Here is an 18,157-nt window from a genome sequence, read left to right as displayed (position 1 = left end):
TTCCCGTCCCGCTTTCCAGATCTGGGAGATGAAGAAATCCGATCAATCCGAACGAGTATCTGACAGAGAAGATCAGCAGCGGTCTGAACGAGAGCGACATCTCCTTACGGGAAATTATCAGGCAGTTCGCTCAGATCACAGAACTCCAAATGCAACGTCAGAGTTCACATGGGCCTGCTGCCGGTGGTGTGAAGAGGAGTTCAGCAACCGAGTTGAACATCATCGCCATCGCTGTCCGGAGCAGGCGAAGTGGGATCGGGTTTGGTCATTTGAGCCCGATTCAGATCCAATTCTTCGGCCCCAAACTCACGAGATTGGGGCGAAGCTATTGTTCACCAGCCAAGACGAGGGTTTACTGCCGTTCATAGAACTTTCAACAGCGTTAGACGGCCATTTTGAATGGACAGGGTGCAACCCAGAGACTGGTACCGTCATTGCAGAGGGAAACTCGGTCGGCCAGTTTAACGCTGCAGGAGAAACGTGGGAGTTCAATCATAACGAGTCAAAGATCACGACTTGGCAAAGCAATATCAAACCCAGAGAAGTCGACGGCTGCAGTCGATATTTCGAGTATAATGTTGGGGTCGTTTCGACAGATGATGTTGGACGGAAGCGAGTAAATTTCCAGTTTCGACCGGCGCTATCAGACCCACATCATATTGAGTCGAACGAGCCAATTCGGCCAATACCATCAACCATTCGTCTTTAGCTAAGACTCACACCTCGGTTGCGTAGCGGTAGCGAGCGTCTCCTGTAAGACTGGTCGTTGCTGGTGAATCTTCTGCGCATCTTCGATCAGCCGCTCCAGCAACGGCGGTGGCGAGTAACCGAGATACTCACCGAGTTTGTGGAGGATGAGCTGGGCGTGCGACCGGAAGGTCGCCGCCCAGCGCTCCGGCGGAAACACGATCTCATCGTCAGTCTGCTCGGTCACCAGATCCAACAACTCACGACTCACCAGCAGTGACAACAACGCCGCGTACAGCAAAATCTCCACGACATCACGGTTGCTTGTGTCGAACTCGTCCAGTTCGTACTGTGTTTTTAGCTCACGGAACAACGTCTCTACTTCCCAGCGACACCGATACAGCGTCCCTAGATCCGCCGGGAGAAACTCTTCTCTCGGCAAATTCGTGATGTACAGATGGTAGTCGTCGGCGTCCGAATCGCGGACGCCGACGACGCGGAACCGCTTCGTATCCAACGAACGCGTTCCCTCGTACTGGCCTCGCTTGAACTGGGCTTCGACCTCCACGTCAATGTACTGTCGTGAGAGGTCATCGACGACATCCTGGATCTGCTCGCCTTCCAAGGGAATGGCGCGCCCGCGCCATTCCCGTAACTCCTCTGTTATCACCGGATTCGCGTTGTCCTTCAGCCGGCTCACAAAGTAGCCGTCGTTCTCGTCGATCAACGCGAACCGGCGGTACTTGAAGTACGCCAGATCGAACAAAACCAGTCGGCCGTGCAGCCACGACCCCGTGTTGAACAGCGTGCTGTCGTGTGTTTTCTCGTCGGTCACGTCGAGTCGTTCGATCGTCTGCTCGGTGGCGTTGTGGAGCAGGTGGAGCTTCGCTCCAGCCTGCTCCTCGTGACGGGCTTGGAACTCATCAGAGAGGAACTCGTGCAACCGCAACACCGTTCCATCAGCGATCATCACGTCCCTGAATCGGTCGATATCAGCGTCAACAGCGTCGGGAACAGCGACCTCGTCGAGGCCGCGCTCGACGAGGTCGCGGAGATACTCCGCCAGCGTCGGCGTCAACCGCTGATAGAAGCCACCGGGAGAGATCGTCTCATCGGCTGTGGAGTTGTAGCTGCGTCTGAACCCGGCGAGTGTTCGGCTTTCGCCTGCGGCGAAGCCGAACACGAGCGCCCACACGAGGACTGGAATCTGAAGTTTGCCGTCTCGCTCGACCACGCCGAGTTCCTCGGCGTGCTCTTCGAGGAACTCAGAGGGAAAGAGAGTAGTGAGCCGACGCATAATTCTCGATGAGGAGGCTTCGTTGTGCACACTCGTCGCCTCCTCATTCCTCTCAAAAAGTAGCCTCGATAAGCCGCTGCTGTCACGCGGTTTCTGGCTTAGCTAAAGACGGATGCCCACGTCATTAATACAATCTCTAATCACTACGACTGGGTCTTCACGAATACCTGAATCAATAGCAGTGTGAGAGCATAGCGATTCCTACGACTGAATTTTCACACTGCACGGAGCAGATTGAGACAATTCCATTCTCTGAATCAGACACCTGTTTGATTGGCGTTGCTCTGACTGTGGGCAGCCAGTTGTGATTAATCGGAGCGCAGAGAACACAGCTATAGAGAACTACTGAAAGTATTCACTGACAGACGAATAGCCCGCACGCCCGGGGGACCCCTGTGCCCCAACAGATACACGCGCGCGTTAGAGCAGCACCAGCGGCCGCCCGACGACCCGTTCGCGGACGGCGAGTCGGACGGCACCGCCGCGAGGAAATCGTGAGCTACGCGCTTCGTCGACAGCGGTCACTGTCTTCGTATTGAATTAGAACACACTCAGCGAAGGCGACCTCGCTGCAGTGTGGAACGACGTCAAGCGGCGCTGCAGGGGCGGTAGTCCAGGAGTCAGTCGGGAACGAAATCACAGGGGAGACAAAAAGCCGATTTTGCCGAGAAATACGCCGGATAACCCCCTCCCCCGCGTTTAATAGCGCGCGCGTACGCAGCCTCAGTCAGTCAGTCAGCTGACAGAGTTGCAGAGGACCGATTCCAGACCGGACCCCCCGGTTCTCACCGGTTGACCAGCGCTTCAAATTGAGAATCGCCAGTACTTGAGGTGGCAGTCGGCCCGTCCCAGGTCCCATCGCGAAGTGTCTCGAGTCGGTAGCGCTCGGGCTGTTCGGTGGGGTCATCGTCGACAGTGGTGACCGTTCGAACCGGTTCGTCGGTGTCGGGCCGGTGGACCAAGGGCGTGCCGTCGCGATCGGCGTCGACACCGGCGCCACGAGCGACCGCACGTTGTGTCGAACAACTCGAACAGGCATGGAGCTCGTTAGTGTCGTTCCCGAACACACGAGCATATTCTGACGTGACTCGTTCGCCGCAGTTCTGGCAGGTGACGGTGGTGACCATCGCTGAACGCAAACCCCTCACTCGGGAGTGCTAGTAAACCCCACACCCATTTTGACACGGACTCCACCGATGTCAAAATGGAATACCCTTTTACTAGTGCTTCGACCCCAGACAGCGATGTGCTCATCGCACGACAGTGGGCACACACACAACATATGGTCCGAATCAACAGCCTGCAGAAATCGAACAACACGGGCTTCGTCTCGCTGCCGAAAGACGAACTCGAGATGTGCGGCCTCGTCGACGAGGACGGCAAGCCCGACACTGACATCCAGCTGCTCGTGCAGATGCAGGAACTCGGCGAGTGGCACATCAAAGTTCTCGACGAGGACGCCGTCGATTCGTCCTGGTACGAGGGAGACGGGACGCCTGATACGGGCGTTTCGGCCGGCTCGGCTGGCGGGACGCGGTAGCGCTATTTTCGGAGTGCCCCCCGGGACCCCTTGACTCTTATTTGAAGCACGCGCGTGTGTGAAGGCCAGCGGGAAGAATCAATCTACAATCGGTCGTACATCCTAAGGATAGTAGGTACCCGAGTATTATGTTCGTGTAATTTCGGTCTGAGTTGCCAATTTAGTTGCTTTCAGCCCTTTTGCCCATTCTGTGTCGAAACTCAAAGTGAGTCAAAACCCATAAATAGATGTGAAATATATATGTGAGTATGGCGCGAGAGATACGGTTCGAACTCGACGACGACCAGTATGAAAAAATGAAGGAAATAAAAGACGAACAGGGTAGGACCTGGGCAGGCTTGTTCATTGCAGGCGTTAGAGAATTAGAAGGTTCTGACGCAAACGAAGATCGGTTGGATGGACTGAAGCACGATTGGGAAAAGGACCAGCGAGTGTTCCCTGAACCCGGGAATGACCGAGTTGGGTCTTTCAAGGCTGGTTGGACAAAAGCAGAAAACGGCGAGGAATTTGGTCCGAGAGCACTTGAAGGACTCTCGTGGCATAACCTCGGATGGCGGCTAGGGATGGTGTTCGACGACACACCAACCGACCTGAAAGAAGACCTCTATCGGTGGTGCGTTGAGCAACAAAGGGAGACGAGGAAAGAAAAATAAAAGAGAGAGATTCTCCTTACTCGGTAGTTGCTCATCTGTATTAACCGATTCAGCGGAAATGTAGCAACGGTATAAGAACGGTTCTATAACACCCCCTGAGAGCGACGGCAATTATGCCGTTTCCTCGTCCGACCCGGCGTCCGGTGTCACGAGCGGGAGGTCGATATCGAGTGCCTGGTACCAAACCGACAATCGCTCCGGTTGGTCGTCGTCGACGAACTCGATTAGTGGATAGTCTCAGTACGTCTCGACATCGACACCGAGACGCTCGAAGTCATCGACGTTCCGTGTGAGAACCGGTTCATCGACGACCTCGGCAGTCATGCCGATGATCATATCACCGTCGGCGACGGCGTTTCCGTCGTTCATCAACTCGCCAGAGCGACGCCCAGCCTTCCGCATTATCGCGGAGTCAGCTGGGTGGACTGGCTTGGATTCGAGGACCTGTTCGATTTTTTCGCGTTCGGCCTCCGAGTCCGTCGCTCGAGCGACGCCATAGTACAATTCAAAGAGCGTCATTGAGGAGAGGCGTTGCTGGACGAGATCGGTTTCCAGCTCACGCGCTTTCTCCACGGCATCCTCGTCGCCGTTCATCAGGTCGATGAGAAACGAAGTGTCCAGCAGCACGCTACGCGTCCTCTAGCTCGCCGGCAATCTGTTCGAGCTCGCGGCCGCGCTGTTCGCGGCGTTCGTCGACGGCGTCACGCAGTGACGCTGCCTCCTCGTCGCTGAGAATCCCCGCAAGTTCGAGGAGTGATCGCTCGCCGGCGAGGCGGAGAACCACCTCGGAGAAGGTTTCGTCCTCCCCTTTGTGAGCGGCGAGGCGCTCGTAGGCGTCCTCGGAGAGACGGATGCTCTTCGACATGTGCATACAGTTGTATGCAGAGATACAAAGCGCTGTTCCCTGGCGTGGTACACATTCACAGAACCTACTATAAAAACGGCTTACGCCGTCGCTTCGTCCGACCCGATATCCGGAGTCACGAGTGGGAGATCGATATCGATTGCCTCATACCAAACCGGCAATCGAACCGATTGCCCGCAAGAACTCGAGTGACGTGAGATCTCTCTCCCACAGTGAACTCCTCGATAGATTAACCAACAAACCAGTCGATATCCCGAGAATGTTGGTTAGCTCGGGTACGTAGCGATGACCGGACAACCCCAGTAGTTAGACAAACGCAGTCAATCGCGCTTGGTCTGCGTCCTCGGGGTCTGGAACCAGGTCATAACGCTCGAGCATCGACTCGGCGCCTTCTTGGTCGTATTTCAGGCCCTCAAAGACGAGTTCCGGTGAGACCTCGAGCGTGTGAATGTAAGAGCGGCCCCTGGCACGACGGAGGTTCCGCTCGTCTCGTTCGAGCAGGCCGTACAGACGGATGGAGTCGAGGAAGTCGTTCACACGGCGTTTCGACCGGGGTTCGTAGCCACAGACCTCGCAGATGTTCTCATACACCTGGTAGAGTGTTCTTCGCTCGCGGGGAGGATTCATCGTCGAGGTTGAGGAACGTCGTCGCGAGCAGTATAGCCCGGTTTATTCTATACTCGGCCCCCAAGAGCGGAACTCTGGCACGTTTTCGACCAGAACATGCTCAGGACGGAGCTTCTGAACCCAGGTGAGGAAGTCCCACGCGGGCATCCGTTTCTGTTCGTCGACGGGCTTGCCACCCCGGGCCGTCGACCAGTGGGTACACTCGATACCGCCGGAGAGAATAGTGACTGTAGGGTCGCGCTCGTCGAAGACTGCTCGCGGATTCACGTTCTGGATATCGTCGTGGAAGTGCCGGGCCCACGGGTGATTCGCTGCGTGGGTCTCGATAGCTCGCTCCCAGTGGTTGACCCCGACGAGGTCGATGGTCTCCTCCAGAACAGCTCGGGTCGGCTGTGGGATAGTCATCGCGACGTCTTTCAACGCCTCAACCAGCCCCCACGAGAGGCCACCAGCGCCACAGAAGAGGTCCACTGCGCGGATGGTGCGATTCGACTCCTCGGGATGTGGGTCACTCGACATGGGTGTCTGTCGGGACGTACTCTCTGGCACGTCCCCGCACCTGCCGGGGGAGCAAAAAATCGGGCTCCAATGAACTACTCAGACCGTGATAGGTCTCTATAGCCGTGCTGAATACAAGCCGCACATCTACCATACGGGGTTCTTCTTTCGTCAACAGAATCTAACGTAATCGTGCGGATTCCTGTAGGTCAATAAAAGTGGGTTAGGACAGCCAAACAATCACCGCTCCAGCGGCAATTGCGACCACGTCACCCAGAAGGAAAATGCCGCTACCCTCCGAACCAACATACCCAAGTGCCGGTACAGCTGCGACCCGCGGGGTGTTCAGATACGGTTCTGCGAGCATGTTGTACGCACCTACAAACACCAAGACGATTCCCGCGGCCATGAACAATATCTTCAGTTTCGCCCTCGCTTTCAGTCCGTAAATCTCTGCATTGACTCGCCATCTCTCCCAGTCCATATCATGACAATACAGGGTAACTTAATTAATCCAGTTAGGGCAGGAGAACACATACACACTGCCGGCCTTGTTGAAACCTTCAGCGAGTGATATGTTTTAGCAGCCGTGCTGCATACACAGCGCATGGTCAGCACGGAGATTGCGAAGTACGAGTTCAGCCTAATCGCTCAGTTCAGAGCATATATTCAGCAAGCAGCCAATCGACTGAGTTCTCCTCTGGGGGTAGTCGGCCGCGTGGGCGTTGCCTTCGTGCCCCTGCTTCCCGCAATTACGATTGCGCAGTGGCCCGCTTCGCCCCGATACCGAGCGCAACTACCCCGACACCGGCGACACCTAGGAGGAAGATCCGCAGGACAGCACAGAGCCCCGCCAGACACCGTCTCTGTGAGGCGCGGACGAGGTAGTGGGTGTCGCCGTCGCTGACGACCGTGACACCGGCTGTATCGGTGCCGTACTCGAACTCCTCGGGCCATCGGTTCGTGCGGATCGTTATGTCCTCGCCGGCCGCCGCTCGCCCTTTCCGGAACACGCTCTGTGCCTCCGGGTCGAGTTCGTCGTACGCGTACACCGCCGTATCGCGCTCACTCGCGTTCGCGGCGGTGTCGGCATCGCTCGCCATGACGTGCAGTCGGTAGGCCTCGCCCGGCACTGCCGTGTACAGCCACAGGCCGCCGACGAGGGCCAGCACGCCGAAAGCGAGGAGGATCAGGGACCTTGAGTCCATTGTCCGCACTCGTCACACCACTGTAAAGTGCTTTCTGCCCTCTGGAGGGCGGTGTTTAGTTAAGCGTGAAAAGTGAGGCGGATGACGAACCTCCTCTTTTTCGAACTGTTTCAGCCACGTCGAACCAGAAACAGGTCACACACTTACCGCGCCCAACGGCTACTTCTCAGAAGTCTATTAGAAAAGCCGTGCAAGACTTAGGAGGCGCACGTATCGGTTAAGATAGGGAGATTGCTCAGCAAATCGTGTACGTCGATGAGGGAGTACCGTCTTCCTGAATCATCACATATGCGCCTCCATAACACTGATTCGTCTTGATAGTTACCTGCCCGGTTTCATTACGCGCAGTCCAATAGATCTGAAACGTCTCGATACCTTCAGGAGACGCTCTATCGGTGTTGTAGACCTCTCGGTCTTCGTCGGGGTCAAGTACATAACTCTGATTGTGAACGGTCTCCCCCGTCGCATTTCGTACAACAGTAATGTCGAACGATGCGCTCTCATTGCCATAGTTTTCGAGATACACTGGATGATCTGAGGCCGGTTGTTCCGAAGCGGGAGTCCCCATACCATCCATCTTCGGTTAAGCGGTCAAACCGCCAGACAGCCCGTTACTCACCTCTCTGATCAGTGTCTGGCGTGATGCCGGTTGATTGAGTGCTTCCTGAGTGAGAAACGCCTCTAGGTCAGGCGGTGGATAGCTGTAGACCGCAGCCAGTTCGTGGAGGATGAGCTGGGCGGCCGACCGAAAGGTCGCCGCCCAGCGTTCCTTCGGTACACCTGCCACGGGCTGATCGGTGTGATCACAGACCGTTCGAAGGATGGCTCTGCTGACCACCAGCGTCAGCAGAGCCGCAAGGATCTGAATCCGTACGATGTGAGCCTTCCCTGTCTCGAAACTCGTCAACTCGTACTGCGACTTGAGTTCCCTGAACAGCAGCTCAACTTCCCACCGGGCACGGTACAGTAAGCCGATCTCGTCGGGACGGAACTCCTCTCGCGGGAGATTCGTGATGTACAGATGGTAGTCGTCGGCGTCCTCGTTGCAGACGCCGACGACGCGGAACGTCTTTGTATCCAGTGACTGCGTTCCGTTGTACGGCCCGCGTTTGAACTCTGCTTCCACCTCAACGTCGATATACTGCCGAGAGAGGTCCCCAACCACATCGTGGATCTGCTTGCCTTCCAAGGGAATGGCGCGGCCGCGCCATTCCCGTAGTTCCGCCGTTATGACCGGGTTTGCGTCAGGCTTGAGCCGACTCACGAAGAAGCCGTCGTTCTCGTCGATCAGAGCGAACCGTCGATACTTGAAGAAGCCCTGATCGAACAGAAACAGCCGCCCTCGGAGCCACGACCCGGTCTTGAACAACGTGCTTTCGTGGACACGCTCGTCGGTGATCTCGGTCGAGATCACCGACTGATCCGTGATGTTGTGAACGAGGTAGAGCATCGCGCCGGACTGGTCGTCGTGAGTGGCTTCGAACTCCGAGAGAAGCCGATGCAACCGGAAGACGGTAGCATCGGCGACCATCACGTCTCGAAACCGCTGGAAGGCAGGGGCGACGTGATGGGGCACAGCGACCTCCTCGACGGCGTGGTCGAGGAGGTCGCGGAGGAGGTCAGCCAACTGGTCGCTGAAGCGGTCGTAGAAGCTCGATGCCGCGACTGATTGATTCGTCGCTAACTCGTAGGATCGACGATATCCGGCGATAGAGCGGGCTTCGCCGTCGGCGGCGAAGCCCAAGACGAGCGTCCAGATGAGCATCCGAACGTCGATCTTCCGGTCACGTTGGACGACCTCGCGCTCGTGCGCGAGGTCTTCGATCAGTCCCGATGGAAACAGCGAAGTCAGCAGAGATCGTACTGCATCTGAGGAGGGTTCCATTCCACTTCCTCCTCATCGCTGCATGTTCAGATAGCCGTCGGCTTGCGGTTCCACTCCTTAACCGAAGATGGATGGTCCCCATACATCCAGTTGCGAATAATATCGCTGTGAAAGCACAGAACGCCTTCAGCCAGCGGTCACGCATGACTTGAGCATATAGTAATCAGCATGAATACTTTCTGTTGCATACGCACGCACACTGAACAGTTGATCCAGCAGTGAATAGCCGAAAGAAACAGAGTCGTCGTGCTGAGGTCACGCTCTATATTCAGCAGGCAATTTGTATCAACGATTGAGGATTTCAACAGGACTGAGAGTCCCCAAGTCCGCTTGGACTCAGTCCTCTTCACCCCCGATATCGTTCTCGATGTGCTCCCGGAAAGACTCGGTGGGATGGTCCAGGTCGTACTCGTCGACGAGATCGAGCGCAGCGAGTGCGGCGCCGGCGTTGGCGAATCCGGATGCCAGCAACTGCTGGAGATTTGACGCGGCCTGGTACGCTCGGTCCTTGTCGTCCCGGTCGTCACGGACGAGGAAGACCATCATCAGTCGCTTCCACTCCGGCGCAGGCGCTTCGATAGCGAGGTCCCACTTGGGGGCTTCCGTCGGACAGGACGACTGTCGCTCGTACACCGCCGAGCTGTCGAGGTCACCTAAGAGCCGGTCGACGAAAGCGCCGCGTTCGATTGTGGGATAGTGCGTCCGGAATGTTGGGTTTACCAGCCCCTCCCACTCGCTTTCCGACGCTAGCGTCGTCGTGAACAACAGCTGGACAGGCGTCGTTTCGATACAGGACATACTGGTCCCAACCTGCTGGCGCCGCTCTGCGACGCCCTCAGCCGTCACTGTTAGCGTTGGGAAGTCGGGACTCGACTGCTCGGACTCGGTTGCCTCGCGATGCTCGCCGTCGGCGGGAGATGTCTCTGTGCTCATGATTGCCTGGGACAGCGCCTGCTGCCCCGCACCCCGCTGGGGCACAGAAAATCGTCTCTATGTTCCTCTCAACAACGACTGATCCACGCCGGCGCATAATCGTGGGTCCCGCCGTAGATCGACCCCTCTGGATACTGGTCGTCGTCGGCCTCGACGCTGACGATAACCTCCCCGCCGCTTTCGAAAATATCGGTCGCGGTCCCGACCACGGTATCGAGCGGACCCTGCCTGTCGCGCCAGTCCACCTCGACGTGGTCACCGCGGTCGAACTCGTAGTCGTCGAACGTTGGCATCAATTGGTGCCTCCAGCCGTCAGCGGCGACAGAAATTAACCAACGGTCAGACCGTATCGGCCCAATCTGTTGGTTAAAGGTTCCGAACGATACACCACAGACCAGTTCAGCAAGAGGGTCCCGTTCAATCCCGAATGGCCGGCTCTATGAGACGGGATGCTGGCGGCCCCTCGAAAGGCAGGTCGAACTGTGTGTACGATTCGCTCGCGGACTCACTGTCCGCAGGTTCGTGTCGGGGCTGCCCACAGGTTTTACACACCCAGATCGGCCGGCCACGGTGGGGATACGGGGCGATACTGTCGCGACCGACTGCCTCGTGGCCGATGATCTCCCCACAGCCGACACAGTATAGCGGCTCGTCAATATTGTCGAGGTCTGGTGTACTCTCGTACTGCTGTACGATGCCAGGTACGACCCAGTACTGTTGGTCGGCGGCATCGATTTCTGCCTCGAGTGTATCGAGCTCACCGTTGGTGGTCACCGGGCTGCCATCCTCGCGATAGACCCGTGGGTCACCGTCACCGTCCCAGTGTGTCTTGTCGACAGCAGTCTCGAACAGTGTCGTCCCGTCGGGCTCGTCGATGGGTGCCTCAGTCGGAAGATCGGGCCAGCCCGCTGTAAGATGTGACGCCGGCGCCGTCTCGAAGGCAGCCCGGAGTTTCACCTCGCCATGGGAGACCTCCGGTCCGGTCGCGACGTGGTCGCTGACATCGAATGCCGAGGCCCCCAGCGCCCGGGCATGATAAGTACTGTTGCCAGGAACGATAGCAACGACGATACGACCGAAGGTCCACTCCTGAAGGGCTGTGCTGTCCTCGTCGGTCGACGACTCACTGATTTGGTTACTCGCACAGTGAGGGCACTTGATTTCGCCCTCGGGAATTGCCTGCCAGCAGCTGGCACAGGTGTTGGCCCGGTCCTGGCCATCGCGATGGGTTGGGTAGTTCCCTGGGAGTGTATCCCCATCATCCGCCGCATCTTCCGCACCGGGGTCAGACCGGGCTGCTCCACGGATATCGGCCGGGTCATACTCGGGATTCCGGTCGGTCACACACAGTGCATATCTCGTCATCGTTTTTAAACTTCCAGGACGGCCCAGGTTTACAGAAAAAGAAGGCGTGTCACTCTAGGGCCTTGAGTGCGCCGACACGAGCGGCCTCGTTCGTGTGATGCTTCACCAGCGGCGAGCCTCAGCCTGGGCTGCGTCGATACGTTCCTCGTCAGGATCCGTGTTGGACTCCCACGCCTCGCCATCGGTGAGACAGTCGGCACAGGCCTGTGCGACCAGTTCGAGCGCTCGCTGGCGTGCCAGCCAGTCTAGCGTCGCTTCGATCTCCTCGAGCTGGGCAAGATACTCGATGTCCTCGCCCTGGTTGTGTTGCCGAAGGTTGGCGGCCTCGCTGATGACGGCCCGACCATCGCAGATGCGACTAAGCTGCCCGTCGTTTTCGATGCACAGCCAGGCCAGGTTTCGAAGCAGTGTCGTGTCGAAGTCGCTCGCCATCCGCTCGGCGAAGCTCGATTGCCGATCGACGGACGAGTCTGAACGGTCGCTATCCATCGTCGCTCTTCCCGTCGTCCTGTTTCGAGGGCTGGATGTTCCGGCACCGGTCGCTGTACTCGGCTTCATACTTCTCCAGCAGGAACTCGAACTCTGCGGCCGCTTCTTCGGCAGTCTCGCCCTTGGCCTTGATCGTGAACTGGTCCTCGTCTCTGGTACCAGTCCCCCGTTTGAACCGGGCTTCGATACTGGCGCCAACATCAGTTCTCTCGATTCGCTCTGGGTTTGCAGTGTCCTCAGTCATGGTATGTAGGGTCACAACGTCGTGCCCCGCACCCGCATGGGTACAGAAATCCGGCATTCATTACTCCAGGTCGTAGCGGTTCTCCACGGCGTGTCGATACTGGGCTTGGTGTTTCTCGGCCACCGAGTCGCCACTCCCCACTGGCTTCGCGATGATGCTCGCGAAGTCCGCAGTCGGTTTCCACCCGTCGTCCTCCCGCTCGGCGTCCCATTCCTGGACGACAGCTCGGCTGCTGTCCTCGACGATGTACAATACTCGACACGCGGGCCGTTCGCGGTTCGGCAGACCGGTCGGTTCCCCCGTCCGAGGGTCCACCTCGAACTCGAGGTGGAGGCCCCATCGGTACTGAATGGCATAGAAGGCCTCCTCACCACTCTCTATGGGTTCGTGGCGACCGTGTGCTGCCCAAGAGTCGGGCAGTCCTCGGTTCTCGCTTTCGTCCTTCCAGCGCCATTCATACTCGGTCCCTGAACCGCCGTTCCGCTGGGAACTCCTGCTCATCTCTCTCAGTCACCAGAGAGTCCACAAAATTGCCCAGAGAGCACCCATCGCAACCTTTTTCCGGTTTTAGATGTTAGCAAGTAACACGAGGACTCACCCGATGAACACAACCGAGTCCCCCGCCCCGACAAGCGACCGGACCACGCCAGCGGCGACCGTCCCTGCGCAACCTGCTGGCACAGAACCACTCGATTTTCGCGCGATTCACAAGAACCATCCGGCCACCTGGGAGGCCGCTCTCGACGCCAATACGACCGTCACGCAGGGCGGCCGGCCCGACCTATTCCTCGTTAACGCCATCGACGAGGTCCCCCAGAACTGCAGTCTGGCCCAACTTCCGGACGGTGGCCACGCCGGCTGGTGCAGCTGCCAGAGCTTCGACGTCGACGGTATCTGTCAACATCTCTGTGTGCTCCGACAGCGAGCCACGCTCGATAGGCTGACCATCCCACTCCGAGAGAGGGAGTAACTGTTCGAAGACAGTTTCTGTAGCTACAGAAGTGGCTGAAAGGGCTAGTTAGTGTGAGTGGTTATTGAGCAGGCTAATTTAACAATCGTCGCCACTTTTGATTCCGTAGGTCGAGATGGTGAGTTGGGTATGTAGACCGATGTTGTCTGAAGCGGGCAAACCCTTCGTCTAACCCGCTAAAGGTCTGGTCCAAGTCACATTCTGAACAGGTGAGTCTATAAGTGATACTGAATATTGGGCGTCCACAGTCATATCCCCTGTCTATGGTGTGCCATGTTCAAACTGTACTGACCGATTCACGACTATATTAACAAGTCGTAACTGATAGTTTCAGAAAGAATTCAGTGGAATCGATGCTCCATACATCTGCGTGTTGACCAAATGTTGATAAGAAGAACAATTATATCCGTACTACATTAACACCTTATCTGAATGGACGTTCCCTCCACTCCATCTCGCCGTGACGCACTCCGCATTGGTGGGGTCGTCATTACAACGGCAACAGCTGGCTGTAACTCCTTTTCAAAATCGGGTTCCACTGGACTCGTTCTCCACAGCGCCCTTAATGTCGAGACACAGGTGATGGTAACTGTAACGAACGCCGATCGGGACGAACCAATCCTCAATTCAGAGGTTGTGACTGTATCTGGTGGAGATCAAATAGTCGTGAGTGATGACATCCCACAACAGGACGGTCATATAGTTACCGTATCTGTAGATATTGACAACCAGCCCTCCGGTGAATTAGAGTGGGAGCAAGTTAGTGAACCGCTTCATGTCATCATTCACCAAGACAACATTGTATTTACTGTTGAACCGCCGGATTAGCGACCACCAGTCTCGCCTGTACTGACCGATTCGGGCATCTCCTAAGTTACCACCACCAGTACGGATTGCCCCACCGAGGATTAGCAGCTGTTACCGATGATCTGGCGGCGCCAGCAGTCCGTACCGAACGTCGTGAACGGCCCGAAAGAGTGTCCAGCCGTACAGTACGACCGACAGGGATCACAGCCACCGGTGATGTGGTAGGTCAGCGCGAGCCGCAACAAGCACGATAGGTGACATTACGAGTCCGACGCCGGCGGCGATACAGAACTGGACCAGCCCACCACCCACACGCCATGGAAGCCGACGGAGGGAATCCTCCAAGGCGATGGCGGCCCCAGCAGCACGATGCCGCGACCAACTGCACCCAGCGTGAATCGCAACATCAGTTATCAACTATAGAGAGAACTGCGAGTGGCTGGACGTCCACTCGGCCGAGCTCTGACTGGGTTAGCACGGTACACAGCCCGTTTCTGGCTTCGGCCCGAGAACAGGGCTCGATATCCATCCCCTGGCGCCGGTCGATTCGCACCCTGACAAACGGCTCCGAGGTCGTGACGCTGAGATGTTCCGTCCGAGAGAGAATCCACTCCGTGCGGAAGTCTGGTGCTGACTGGAACCGTGCAGCGACCGGCTCGTGACGCAGTTCGACCACCACACACTCGGCGAACGCCACGGCCTCCGTTCGCGAGCGTAGCATCGGGACATCCGCTTCCAGGTCCTGCCACGCTGCGGGAGTGTCGGGCACACCCACCGTCTGCGAAATGATTTGGTTGTTCGACGCTGCCGCTTCGGCGACTGTGAGTGACTCGTTGTTTCGGGACATAACGGTGTGTGGGCGCCCATTCTCGGACGCCCTGCACCCGCCTGGGGCCCAGAAAATCTGCTGGTCGTGACTACTCGTCGACGTGCTCAAGGAGCCGCTGATGCCACATCCGCAACGTCGGTGGAACTACCCCGGCGGCTTCTGCGACAGTCGTCTGCGTCCATTCCTGACCCGTCTCCTCACCGGCGAGATAGACACATCCCGCTGCGATACCCCGGCGGCTTCCGGTGAACGCCGGGTCACCGTCGACTTGCCGTGCTAACTCCCGAGCCCGACGACGAGTCTCGTCGGTAACCGGTACAGGAAGCGCTGCCAGAACCCGGGGAACGCGGTCAACCGGACGCTCGATGGGAACCGGGAGTTCGAGTTCGAACTGAAACGCACGGTAGACGGTCCAGACATGGGACTCCGAGCAACGTGCCACGTCGGCGAGCCGATGCATTTCGATACCAGTGCTGCATCGACAGGCGATATACACCGCTGCTGCAGCGCCACCCTCTATCGACCGCCCCATTAGCAGGTCCGAATCCTGGGCGGATTTGAATAGCGAGCACGCCTGGGTTCGGAGACTATCGCTCAACTCGAGCGCACTGGTCAGGCGTCGGATCTCACCGAGGCCGTGTGCGAGATTCCGCTGGCGCTTGGACTCGAACTTTGCCCGACTGTGCAGCCTGCGCTGCCGACTGAGTCTCCGCTTTTTCCGCGCCGACAGCGCCGTCCCGTTCGCATCCGATTGGTCGCGACCAATCTCCGTCGAGAGCCCCTTATCGTGCCGGGTTACCGTTCGAGGAGCGCCAGTTCGGCGACACTCGTCCGCATCGAACGCCCGCCACTCGGGCCCGTGGTCGATCTGCTGTTCGTCGACAACAAGCCCGCAGTCGGAACAGTGTGTCTCCCCGCCAGCTCGATCAAAATGACCGCTACACTCGGGACACGATGATACAGGACTGGGCTCAGCTGTGGCTACAGGTTGCGATGACATTGAATCTCCTCCACTCACAATGGGAGGCAGAAAATTCGTAGTCTCGTGCGACAGCGACAGAGCGGAAGGCGAGCGCTATCCCCGTTAGAGATTCTCTGCTTGGGAGAGAACTTTCGAATACAGGTCGTCAGAAATCCAGAATCCGGCCTCTCGAAGCGAATCAAGTTCGTCTTCTAACTCAATCTGTCCAGTTGTAGCGCCGCGAAGTAGGATGCCAATGACCCCGGTCATGGTCAGATCGTGTCTGCGAGCGACTTGGCGACCGTCCTTCTCATCCAATAGAATTAGATCGGCATCGTGGTCAATAGCGTAGCAGATAGCGGCTGTTTCTCCCCGATCCAGTTCATGAAGTATCTCAGTGAACAGGTTTGATTGTTCAACCTCTACCACACTGAGAAACTCACTCTCTCGTAGCTCTCTGAGCGCATCCAGAACTCCCTCACCAGCAGCGAGTTCGTCCCACACCTGCTCTGGAACAGTAATACTCGAAAACTGGGATTCGAGAAGGTCCAGTTGCTCAATAAGAGCCAGGTTCAGAAGTGGGGATGTGTCCGAAACAACGAGTTCGTCATTCGGCATATTCGAGGTCTTCGGCGAGTTCTGCTTCCGTATAGTGACGGGGTATCTCTCGGTCACCGAGGAGTGCCTGAAACTCTCGAGGGGATAATTCGGCTAAGGCTCGCGCCTTGCCGAACGAAAGGACATCGCGTGCGTACAGTGAAACAGCTAATTCTTCCTTCATCGCCTGCGGCCGCTCGGCTTCAGGAATACGGAGTGCCTCATACACCTCCTCGTCGATTTCAATCGTAGCCATAGTTGCCTGTAGGATAACCCGATTATTGAGTGTTTGGCCGTGCTTTGTCTGGAAGCCGTCCATCGGGCCGCGGAACGAGCCCCGCCCGAATCTCGATATCGACCCGACGCAGGTGCTTACACCGCTCTGCGATGTCCGGACAGCTGCACGATTCGGCCAGCACGTCAGCCTCGTAGACACTGCCGGACGCCGAGTGGACCTCGTAGCGGCCGGGCTTTGCGAGGAAGGATATGTCCATGTCCTCGCGTTTGGCCCGCTTGGTCCGGTCCTCGTCGTCGCTATGGACTGCGAAGGGGTCGTCTTCGGGGTCAATTAAATCGCCATCGTCGAACCGTGCCTGAGCGACTCCGCCGTCAGTCGCCGAAAAGCGAGGCTCCCCAGCGACGTGCTCGCCCAAGTTGTCGTCCAGGCGCTCTCGCCGCACCCAGCCGGGAATCGGCCGCTCCCCGGTTGCAAAGGCGACCCGCCGGCGGTGCTTGCAGGTGACCTCGCGGTACTCGTCATCCGGACACTCGCAGGTCTCCTCGCGAGTGTCGACGAGATACTCGGATCCGGAGCTCGACACGACCAGATACAGGTCTGGCGCACCGCGAGCTAGCCCGATATCGTCGAGGACGCTCATCACCTCCGTCAGGGCGTCCTCGGTACGGTCGGGAAGGTTGCTACTCTCTGGCTCGTCGGTCGTCGCTGCGAGATTCTGTGTCGCCATCAGTATGAGGTCGAAACGCACTCTCTGGTACGCCTCTCACCCCCTAGAGGCCCAGAAAATCTCGCTACGAGTACCGCCTGCCGAGTTCGAGGGCGCGTTCGTGACGCTCGTCAAGGTGGTCGATATCCTCTCGGTATATCGTCCCCGGACGTGCAACGAATCCGCAGGCTCGGGCACAGAGAAACACCACCTCCCAGCCACCCGGGACCACACTGAAGCGATACAGCAGCGATGAACTGCATCTGGGGCAGGTTGCATCGGGATGTTCGATTATCATCGGTCCACCAACCGTTCGTGGATATCGGGGTTGACCACCGGGACAACGCCGGTCACCTCGGTTTTCCTGTACTCTTCGCGCAGGAGATCGTGGATATCGTTCGCGAGAGAGACCGCTTCGTCCCGCTTCTCAGGGACCTCCGCGTTGGCCGAGAAATCCGACGGGCTAACGCCCCGGACTTCGATGAAGAACCGTGGGTCGTCCTCAGGCATCGGGCTCAACCTCACTGACCAGAAGGGTCGTTTCACTGCCCTGTGCCGTCATCGAGACCCGGTGCGTCCGGACGAAATCTGACGTTGCGAGCGTGTGTTCAACGAGCCCGACAAACCCCTCCTCAACGTCGTCACCGAACTCGATTACTGCATCCGGGTCGGGAACAGCTGCATACTCGTCGTCCGCTGCTGTCGCTGGCTCTGAGACTTGCTCTTTCGACATGAACAACCACGCGGTGCTGGAATAG

The 18,157-nt window shown here is 57.7% G+C and carries 27 protein-coding genes; 5 read left to right on the top strand and 22 right to left on the bottom strand.

Annotation, left to right across the window (positions count from 1 at the left end; translation table 11 throughout):
* Positions 1–28: 28 nt before the first annotated feature.
* Entirely contained in the window at positions 29–709 is a 681-nt protein-coding gene (locus tag NJQ98_RS19200; RefSeq protein ID WP_489146069.1) for a DUF7845 domain-containing protein, read from the top strand.
* On the opposite strand, the gene NJQ98_RS00930 is transcribed toward NJQ98_RS19200, so the two are convergent.
* The gene (locus NJQ98_RS00930) at positions 710–1,984 is read right to left on the bottom strand and encodes an IS4 family transposase (RefSeq protein ID WP_262178698.1); all 1,275 of its coding nucleotides are present in this window, start codon (positions 1,982–1,984) and stop codon (positions 710–712) included.
* A 785-nt stretch (positions 1,985–2,769) separates the two neighbouring features.
* Complete coding sequence (locus tag NJQ98_RS00925) at positions 2,770–3,111, bottom strand: DUF7563 family protein (RefSeq protein ID WP_262174693.1); 342 nt, start codon at positions 3,109–3,111, stop codon at positions 2,770–2,772.
* Between the two features lie 155 nt (positions 3,112–3,266).
* On the opposite strand from NJQ98_RS00925, the gene NJQ98_RS00920 reads away from it, so the two are divergent.
* Together NJQ98_RS00920 and NJQ98_RS00915 are read left to right on the top strand one after the other, a co-directional pair.
* Complete coding sequence (locus NJQ98_RS00920) at positions 3,267–3,524, top strand: DUF8053 family protein (protein ID WP_262174691.1); 258 nt, start codon at positions 3,267–3,269, stop codon at positions 3,522–3,524.
* Positions 3,525–3,772: 248 nt separating this feature from the next.
* Positions 3,773–4,177 carry a hypothetical protein gene (locus NJQ98_RS00915; protein ID WP_262174689.1) on the top strand — a complete coding sequence of 135 codons (405 nt, stop codon included), beginning with the start codon at positions 3,773–3,775 and terminating at the stop codon, positions 4,175–4,177.
* Between the two features lie 237 nt (positions 4,178–4,414).
* Here NJQ98_RS00915 and NJQ98_RS00910 read toward each other — a convergent pair whose 3' ends face one another.
* The 13 genes from NJQ98_RS00910 to NJQ98_RS00850 form a co-directional block, all read right to left on the bottom strand.
* Positions 4,415–4,804, bottom strand: a complete 390-nt coding sequence (locus tag NJQ98_RS00910) for a type II toxin-antitoxin system VapC family toxin (RefSeq protein WP_262174687.1) — start codon at positions 4,802–4,804, stop codon at positions 4,415–4,417.
* A 1-nt stretch (position 4,805) separates the two neighbouring features.
* Positions 4,806–5,042, bottom strand: a complete 237-nt coding sequence (locus NJQ98_RS00905; RefSeq protein ID WP_262174684.1) for an antitoxin VapB family protein — start codon at positions 5,040–5,042, stop codon at positions 4,806–4,808.
* A 306-nt stretch (positions 5,043–5,348) separates the two neighbouring features.
* Entirely contained in the window at positions 5,349–5,669 is a 321-nt protein-coding gene (locus tag NJQ98_RS00900) for a hypothetical protein (RefSeq protein WP_262174682.1), read from the bottom strand.
* 42 nt (positions 5,670–5,711) lie between these two features.
* Positions 5,712–6,188: a DNA cytosine methyltransferase gene (locus NJQ98_RS00895; protein ID WP_262174679.1), complete on the bottom strand. Its 477-nt coding sequence runs from the start codon at positions 6,186–6,188 to the stop codon at positions 5,712–5,714.
* Positions 6,189–6,390: 202 nt separating this feature from the next.
* Positions 6,391–6,651: a hypothetical protein gene (locus tag NJQ98_RS00890; RefSeq protein ID WP_262174677.1), complete on the bottom strand. Its 261-nt coding sequence runs from the start codon at positions 6,649–6,651 to the stop codon at positions 6,391–6,393.
* Between the two features lie 268 nt (positions 6,652–6,919).
* Complete coding sequence (locus NJQ98_RS00885; protein ID WP_262174676.1) at positions 6,920–7,375, bottom strand: DUF7979 domain-containing protein; 456 nt, start codon at positions 7,373–7,375, stop codon at positions 6,920–6,922.
* Between the two features lie 583 nt (positions 7,376–7,958).
* Positions 7,959–9,260 (bottom strand): IS4 family transposase, encoded by a 1,302-nt coding sequence (locus NJQ98_RS00880; RefSeq protein WP_348533551.1) that lies wholly within the window; start codon positions 9,258–9,260, stop codon positions 7,959–7,961.
* Between the two features lie 336 nt (positions 9,261–9,596).
* Positions 9,597–10,193, bottom strand: coding sequence for a hypothetical protein (locus NJQ98_RS00875; protein WP_262174674.1), 597 nt, complete (start codon positions 10,191–10,193; stop codon positions 9,597–9,599).
* A gap of 68 nt (positions 10,194–10,261) precedes the next feature.
* Positions 10,262–10,486, bottom strand: coding sequence for a hypothetical protein (locus NJQ98_RS00870; protein WP_262174671.1), 225 nt, complete (start codon positions 10,484–10,486; stop codon positions 10,262–10,264).
* A 124-nt stretch (positions 10,487–10,610) separates the two neighbouring features.
* On the bottom strand, positions 10,611–11,537 hold the full coding sequence (locus NJQ98_RS00865) for a hypothetical protein (protein ID WP_262174669.1): 927 nt from the start codon (positions 11,535–11,537) through the stop codon (positions 10,611–10,613).
* A 123-nt stretch (positions 11,538–11,660) separates the two neighbouring features.
* Positions 11,661–12,047, bottom strand: coding sequence for a hypothetical protein (locus tag NJQ98_RS00860; protein WP_262174667.1), 387 nt, complete (start codon positions 12,045–12,047; stop codon positions 11,661–11,663).
* Positions 12,040–12,291: a DUF7389 domain-containing protein gene (locus NJQ98_RS00855; protein WP_262174665.1), complete on the bottom strand. Its 252-nt coding sequence runs from the start codon at positions 12,289–12,291 to the stop codon at positions 12,040–12,042. The genes NJQ98_RS00860 and NJQ98_RS00855 overlap by 8 nt, the downstream gene beginning before the upstream one ends.
* Positions 12,292–12,351: 60 nt before the next feature.
* The gene (locus tag NJQ98_RS00850; protein ID WP_262174663.1) at positions 12,352–12,792 is read right to left on the bottom strand and encodes a hypothetical protein; all 441 of its coding nucleotides are present in this window, start codon (positions 12,790–12,792) and stop codon (positions 12,352–12,354) included.
* A gap of 100 nt (positions 12,793–12,892) precedes the next feature.
* Here NJQ98_RS00850 and NJQ98_RS00845 point away from each other — a divergent pair, with 100 nt between their 5' ends.
* Positions 12,893–13,261, top strand: coding sequence for a hypothetical protein (locus NJQ98_RS00845; protein ID WP_262174662.1), 369 nt, complete (start codon positions 12,893–12,895; stop codon positions 13,259–13,261).
* 432 nt (positions 13,262–13,693) lie between these two features.
* On the top strand, positions 13,694–14,089 hold the full coding sequence (locus NJQ98_RS00840; RefSeq protein WP_262174659.1) for a hypothetical protein: 396 nt from the start codon (positions 13,694–13,696) through the stop codon (positions 14,087–14,089).
* Positions 14,090–14,474: 385 nt separating this feature from the next.
* Here NJQ98_RS00840 and NJQ98_RS00835 read toward each other — a convergent pair whose 3' ends face one another.
* The 7 genes from NJQ98_RS00835 to NJQ98_RS00805 form a co-directional block, all read right to left on the bottom strand.
* On the bottom strand, positions 14,475–14,915 hold the full coding sequence (locus NJQ98_RS00835; protein ID WP_262174658.1) for a DUF8030 family protein: 441 nt from the start codon (positions 14,913–14,915) through the stop codon (positions 14,475–14,477).
* A 70-nt stretch (positions 14,916–14,985) separates the two neighbouring features.
* Positions 14,986–15,897 (bottom strand): transcription initiation factor IIB, encoded by a 912-nt coding sequence (locus tag NJQ98_RS00830; RefSeq protein ID WP_262174655.1) that lies wholly within the window; start codon positions 15,895–15,897, stop codon positions 14,986–14,988.
* Positions 15,898–15,981: 84 nt separating this feature from the next.
* The gene (locus tag NJQ98_RS00825) at positions 15,982–16,476 is read right to left on the bottom strand and encodes a PIN domain-containing protein (protein WP_262174654.1); all 495 of its coding nucleotides are present in this window, start codon (positions 16,474–16,476) and stop codon (positions 15,982–15,984) included.
* A complete protein-coding gene (locus tag NJQ98_RS00820; protein WP_262174653.1) occupies positions 16,466–16,711 on the bottom strand; it encodes a UPF0175 family protein in 246 nt (81 codons plus the stop codon). Before NJQ98_RS00820 ends, NJQ98_RS00825 begins: the two co-directional genes overlap by 11 nt.
* Before the next feature lie 22 nt (positions 16,712–16,733).
* Positions 16,734–17,420 carry an SWIM zinc finger family protein gene (locus NJQ98_RS00815; protein ID WP_262174652.1) on the bottom strand — a complete coding sequence of 229 codons (687 nt, stop codon included), beginning with the start codon at positions 17,418–17,420 and terminating at the stop codon, positions 16,734–16,736.
* 273 nt (positions 17,421–17,693) lie between these two features.
* A complete protein-coding gene (locus NJQ98_RS00810) occupies positions 17,694–17,909 on the bottom strand; it encodes a hypothetical protein (RefSeq protein ID WP_262174651.1) in 216 nt (71 codons plus the stop codon).
* Positions 17,902–18,132 carry a hypothetical protein gene (locus NJQ98_RS00805; protein WP_262174649.1) on the bottom strand — a complete coding sequence of 77 codons (231 nt, stop codon included), beginning with the start codon at positions 18,130–18,132 and terminating at the stop codon, positions 17,902–17,904. The genes NJQ98_RS00810 and NJQ98_RS00805 overlap by 8 nt, the downstream gene beginning before the upstream one ends.
* Between the last annotated feature and the right edge of the window lie 25 nt (positions 18,133–18,157).

The sequence above is a fragment of the Haloarcula laminariae genome (genome assembly GCF_025457605.1).
In the GTDB taxonomy this organism is placed as follows: Archaea; Halobacteriota; Halobacteria; order Halobacteriales; family Haloarculaceae; genus Haloarcula; species Haloarcula laminariae.
This window is presented reverse-complemented; position numbering and strand designations above follow the sequence as displayed.

Excerpts from the sequence above, each read along its gene's own strand:
- NJQ98_RS19200 (WP_489146069.1), top strand. The coding sequence starts at position 29 with ATGAAGAAATCCGATCAATCCGAACGAGTATCTGACAGAGAAGATCAG.
- NJQ98_RS00930 (WP_262178698.1), bottom strand. The coding sequence starts at position 1,984 with ATGCGTCGGCTCACTACTCTCTTTCCCTCTGAGTTCCTCGAAGAGCAC.
- NJQ98_RS00925 (WP_262174693.1), bottom strand. The coding sequence starts at position 3,111 with ATGGTCACCACCGTCACCTGCCAGAACTGCGGCGAACGAGTCACGTCA.
- NJQ98_RS00920 (WP_262174691.1), top strand. The coding sequence starts at position 3,267 with ATGGTCCGAATCAACAGCCTGCAGAAATCGAACAACACGGGCTTCGTC.
- NJQ98_RS00915 (WP_262174689.1), top strand. The coding sequence starts at position 3,773 with ATGGCGCGAGAGATACGGTTCGAACTCGACGACGACCAGTATGAAAAA.
- NJQ98_RS00905 (WP_262174684.1), bottom strand. The coding sequence starts at position 5,042 with ATGTCGAAGAGCATCCGTCTCTCCGAGGACGCCTACGAGCGCCTCGCC.
- NJQ98_RS00900 (WP_262174682.1), bottom strand. The coding sequence starts at position 5,669 with ATGAATCCTCCCCGCGAGCGAAGAACACTCTACCAGGTGTATGAGAAC.
- NJQ98_RS00895 (WP_262174679.1), bottom strand. The coding sequence starts at position 6,188 with ATGTCGAGTGACCCACATCCCGAGGAGTCGAATCGCACCATCCGCGCA.
- NJQ98_RS00890 (WP_262174677.1), bottom strand. The coding sequence starts at position 6,651 with ATGGACTGGGAGAGATGGCGAGTCAATGCAGAGATTTACGGACTGAAA.
- NJQ98_RS00885 (WP_262174676.1), bottom strand. The coding sequence starts at position 7,375 with ATGGACTCAAGGTCCCTGATCCTCCTCGCTTTCGGCGTGCTGGCCCTC.
- NJQ98_RS00880 (WP_348533551.1), bottom strand. The coding sequence starts at position 9,260 with ATGGAACCCTCCTCAGATGCAGTACGATCTCTGCTGACTTCGCTGTTT.
- NJQ98_RS00875 (WP_262174674.1), bottom strand. The coding sequence starts at position 10,193 with ATGAGCACAGAGACATCTCCCGCCGACGGCGAGCATCGCGAGGCAACC.
- NJQ98_RS00870 (WP_262174671.1), bottom strand. The coding sequence starts at position 10,486 with ATGCCAACGTTCGACGACTACGAGTTCGACCGCGGTGACCACGTCGAG.
- NJQ98_RS00860 (WP_262174667.1), bottom strand. The coding sequence starts at position 12,047 with ATGGATAGCGACCGTTCAGACTCGTCCGTCGATCGGCAATCGAGCTTC.
- NJQ98_RS00855 (WP_262174665.1), bottom strand. The coding sequence starts at position 12,291 with ATGACTGAGGACACTGCAAACCCAGAGCGAATCGAGAGAACTGATGTT.
- NJQ98_RS00850 (WP_262174663.1), bottom strand. The coding sequence starts at position 12,792 with ATGAGCAGGAGTTCCCAGCGGAACGGCGGTTCAGGGACCGAGTATGAA.
- NJQ98_RS00845 (WP_262174662.1), top strand. The coding sequence starts at position 12,893 with ATGAACACAACCGAGTCCCCCGCCCCGACAAGCGACCGGACCACGCCA.
- NJQ98_RS00840 (WP_262174659.1), top strand. The coding sequence starts at position 13,694 with ATGGACGTTCCCTCCACTCCATCTCGCCGTGACGCACTCCGCATTGGT.
- NJQ98_RS00835 (WP_262174658.1), bottom strand. The coding sequence starts at position 14,915 with ATGTCCCGAAACAACGAGTCACTCACAGTCGCCGAAGCGGCAGCGTCG.
- NJQ98_RS00830 (WP_262174655.1), bottom strand. The coding sequence starts at position 15,897 with ATGTCATCGCAACCTGTAGCCACAGCTGAGCCCAGTCCTGTATCATCG.
- NJQ98_RS00825 (WP_262174654.1), bottom strand. The coding sequence starts at position 16,476 with ATGCCGAATGACGAACTCGTTGTTTCGGACACATCCCCACTTCTGAAC.
- NJQ98_RS00820 (WP_262174653.1), bottom strand. The coding sequence starts at position 16,711 with ATGGCTACGATTGAAATCGACGAGGAGGTGTATGAGGCACTCCGTATT.
- NJQ98_RS00815 (WP_262174652.1), bottom strand. The coding sequence starts at position 17,420 with ATGGCGACACAGAATCTCGCAGCGACGACCGACGAGCCAGAGAGTAGC.
- NJQ98_RS00810 (WP_262174651.1), bottom strand. The coding sequence starts at position 17,909 with ATGCCTGAGGACGACCCACGGTTCTTCATCGAAGTCCGGGGCGTTAGC.
- NJQ98_RS00805 (WP_262174649.1), bottom strand. The coding sequence starts at position 18,132 with ATGTCGAAAGAGCAAGTCTCAGAGCCAGCGACAGCAGCGGACGACGAG.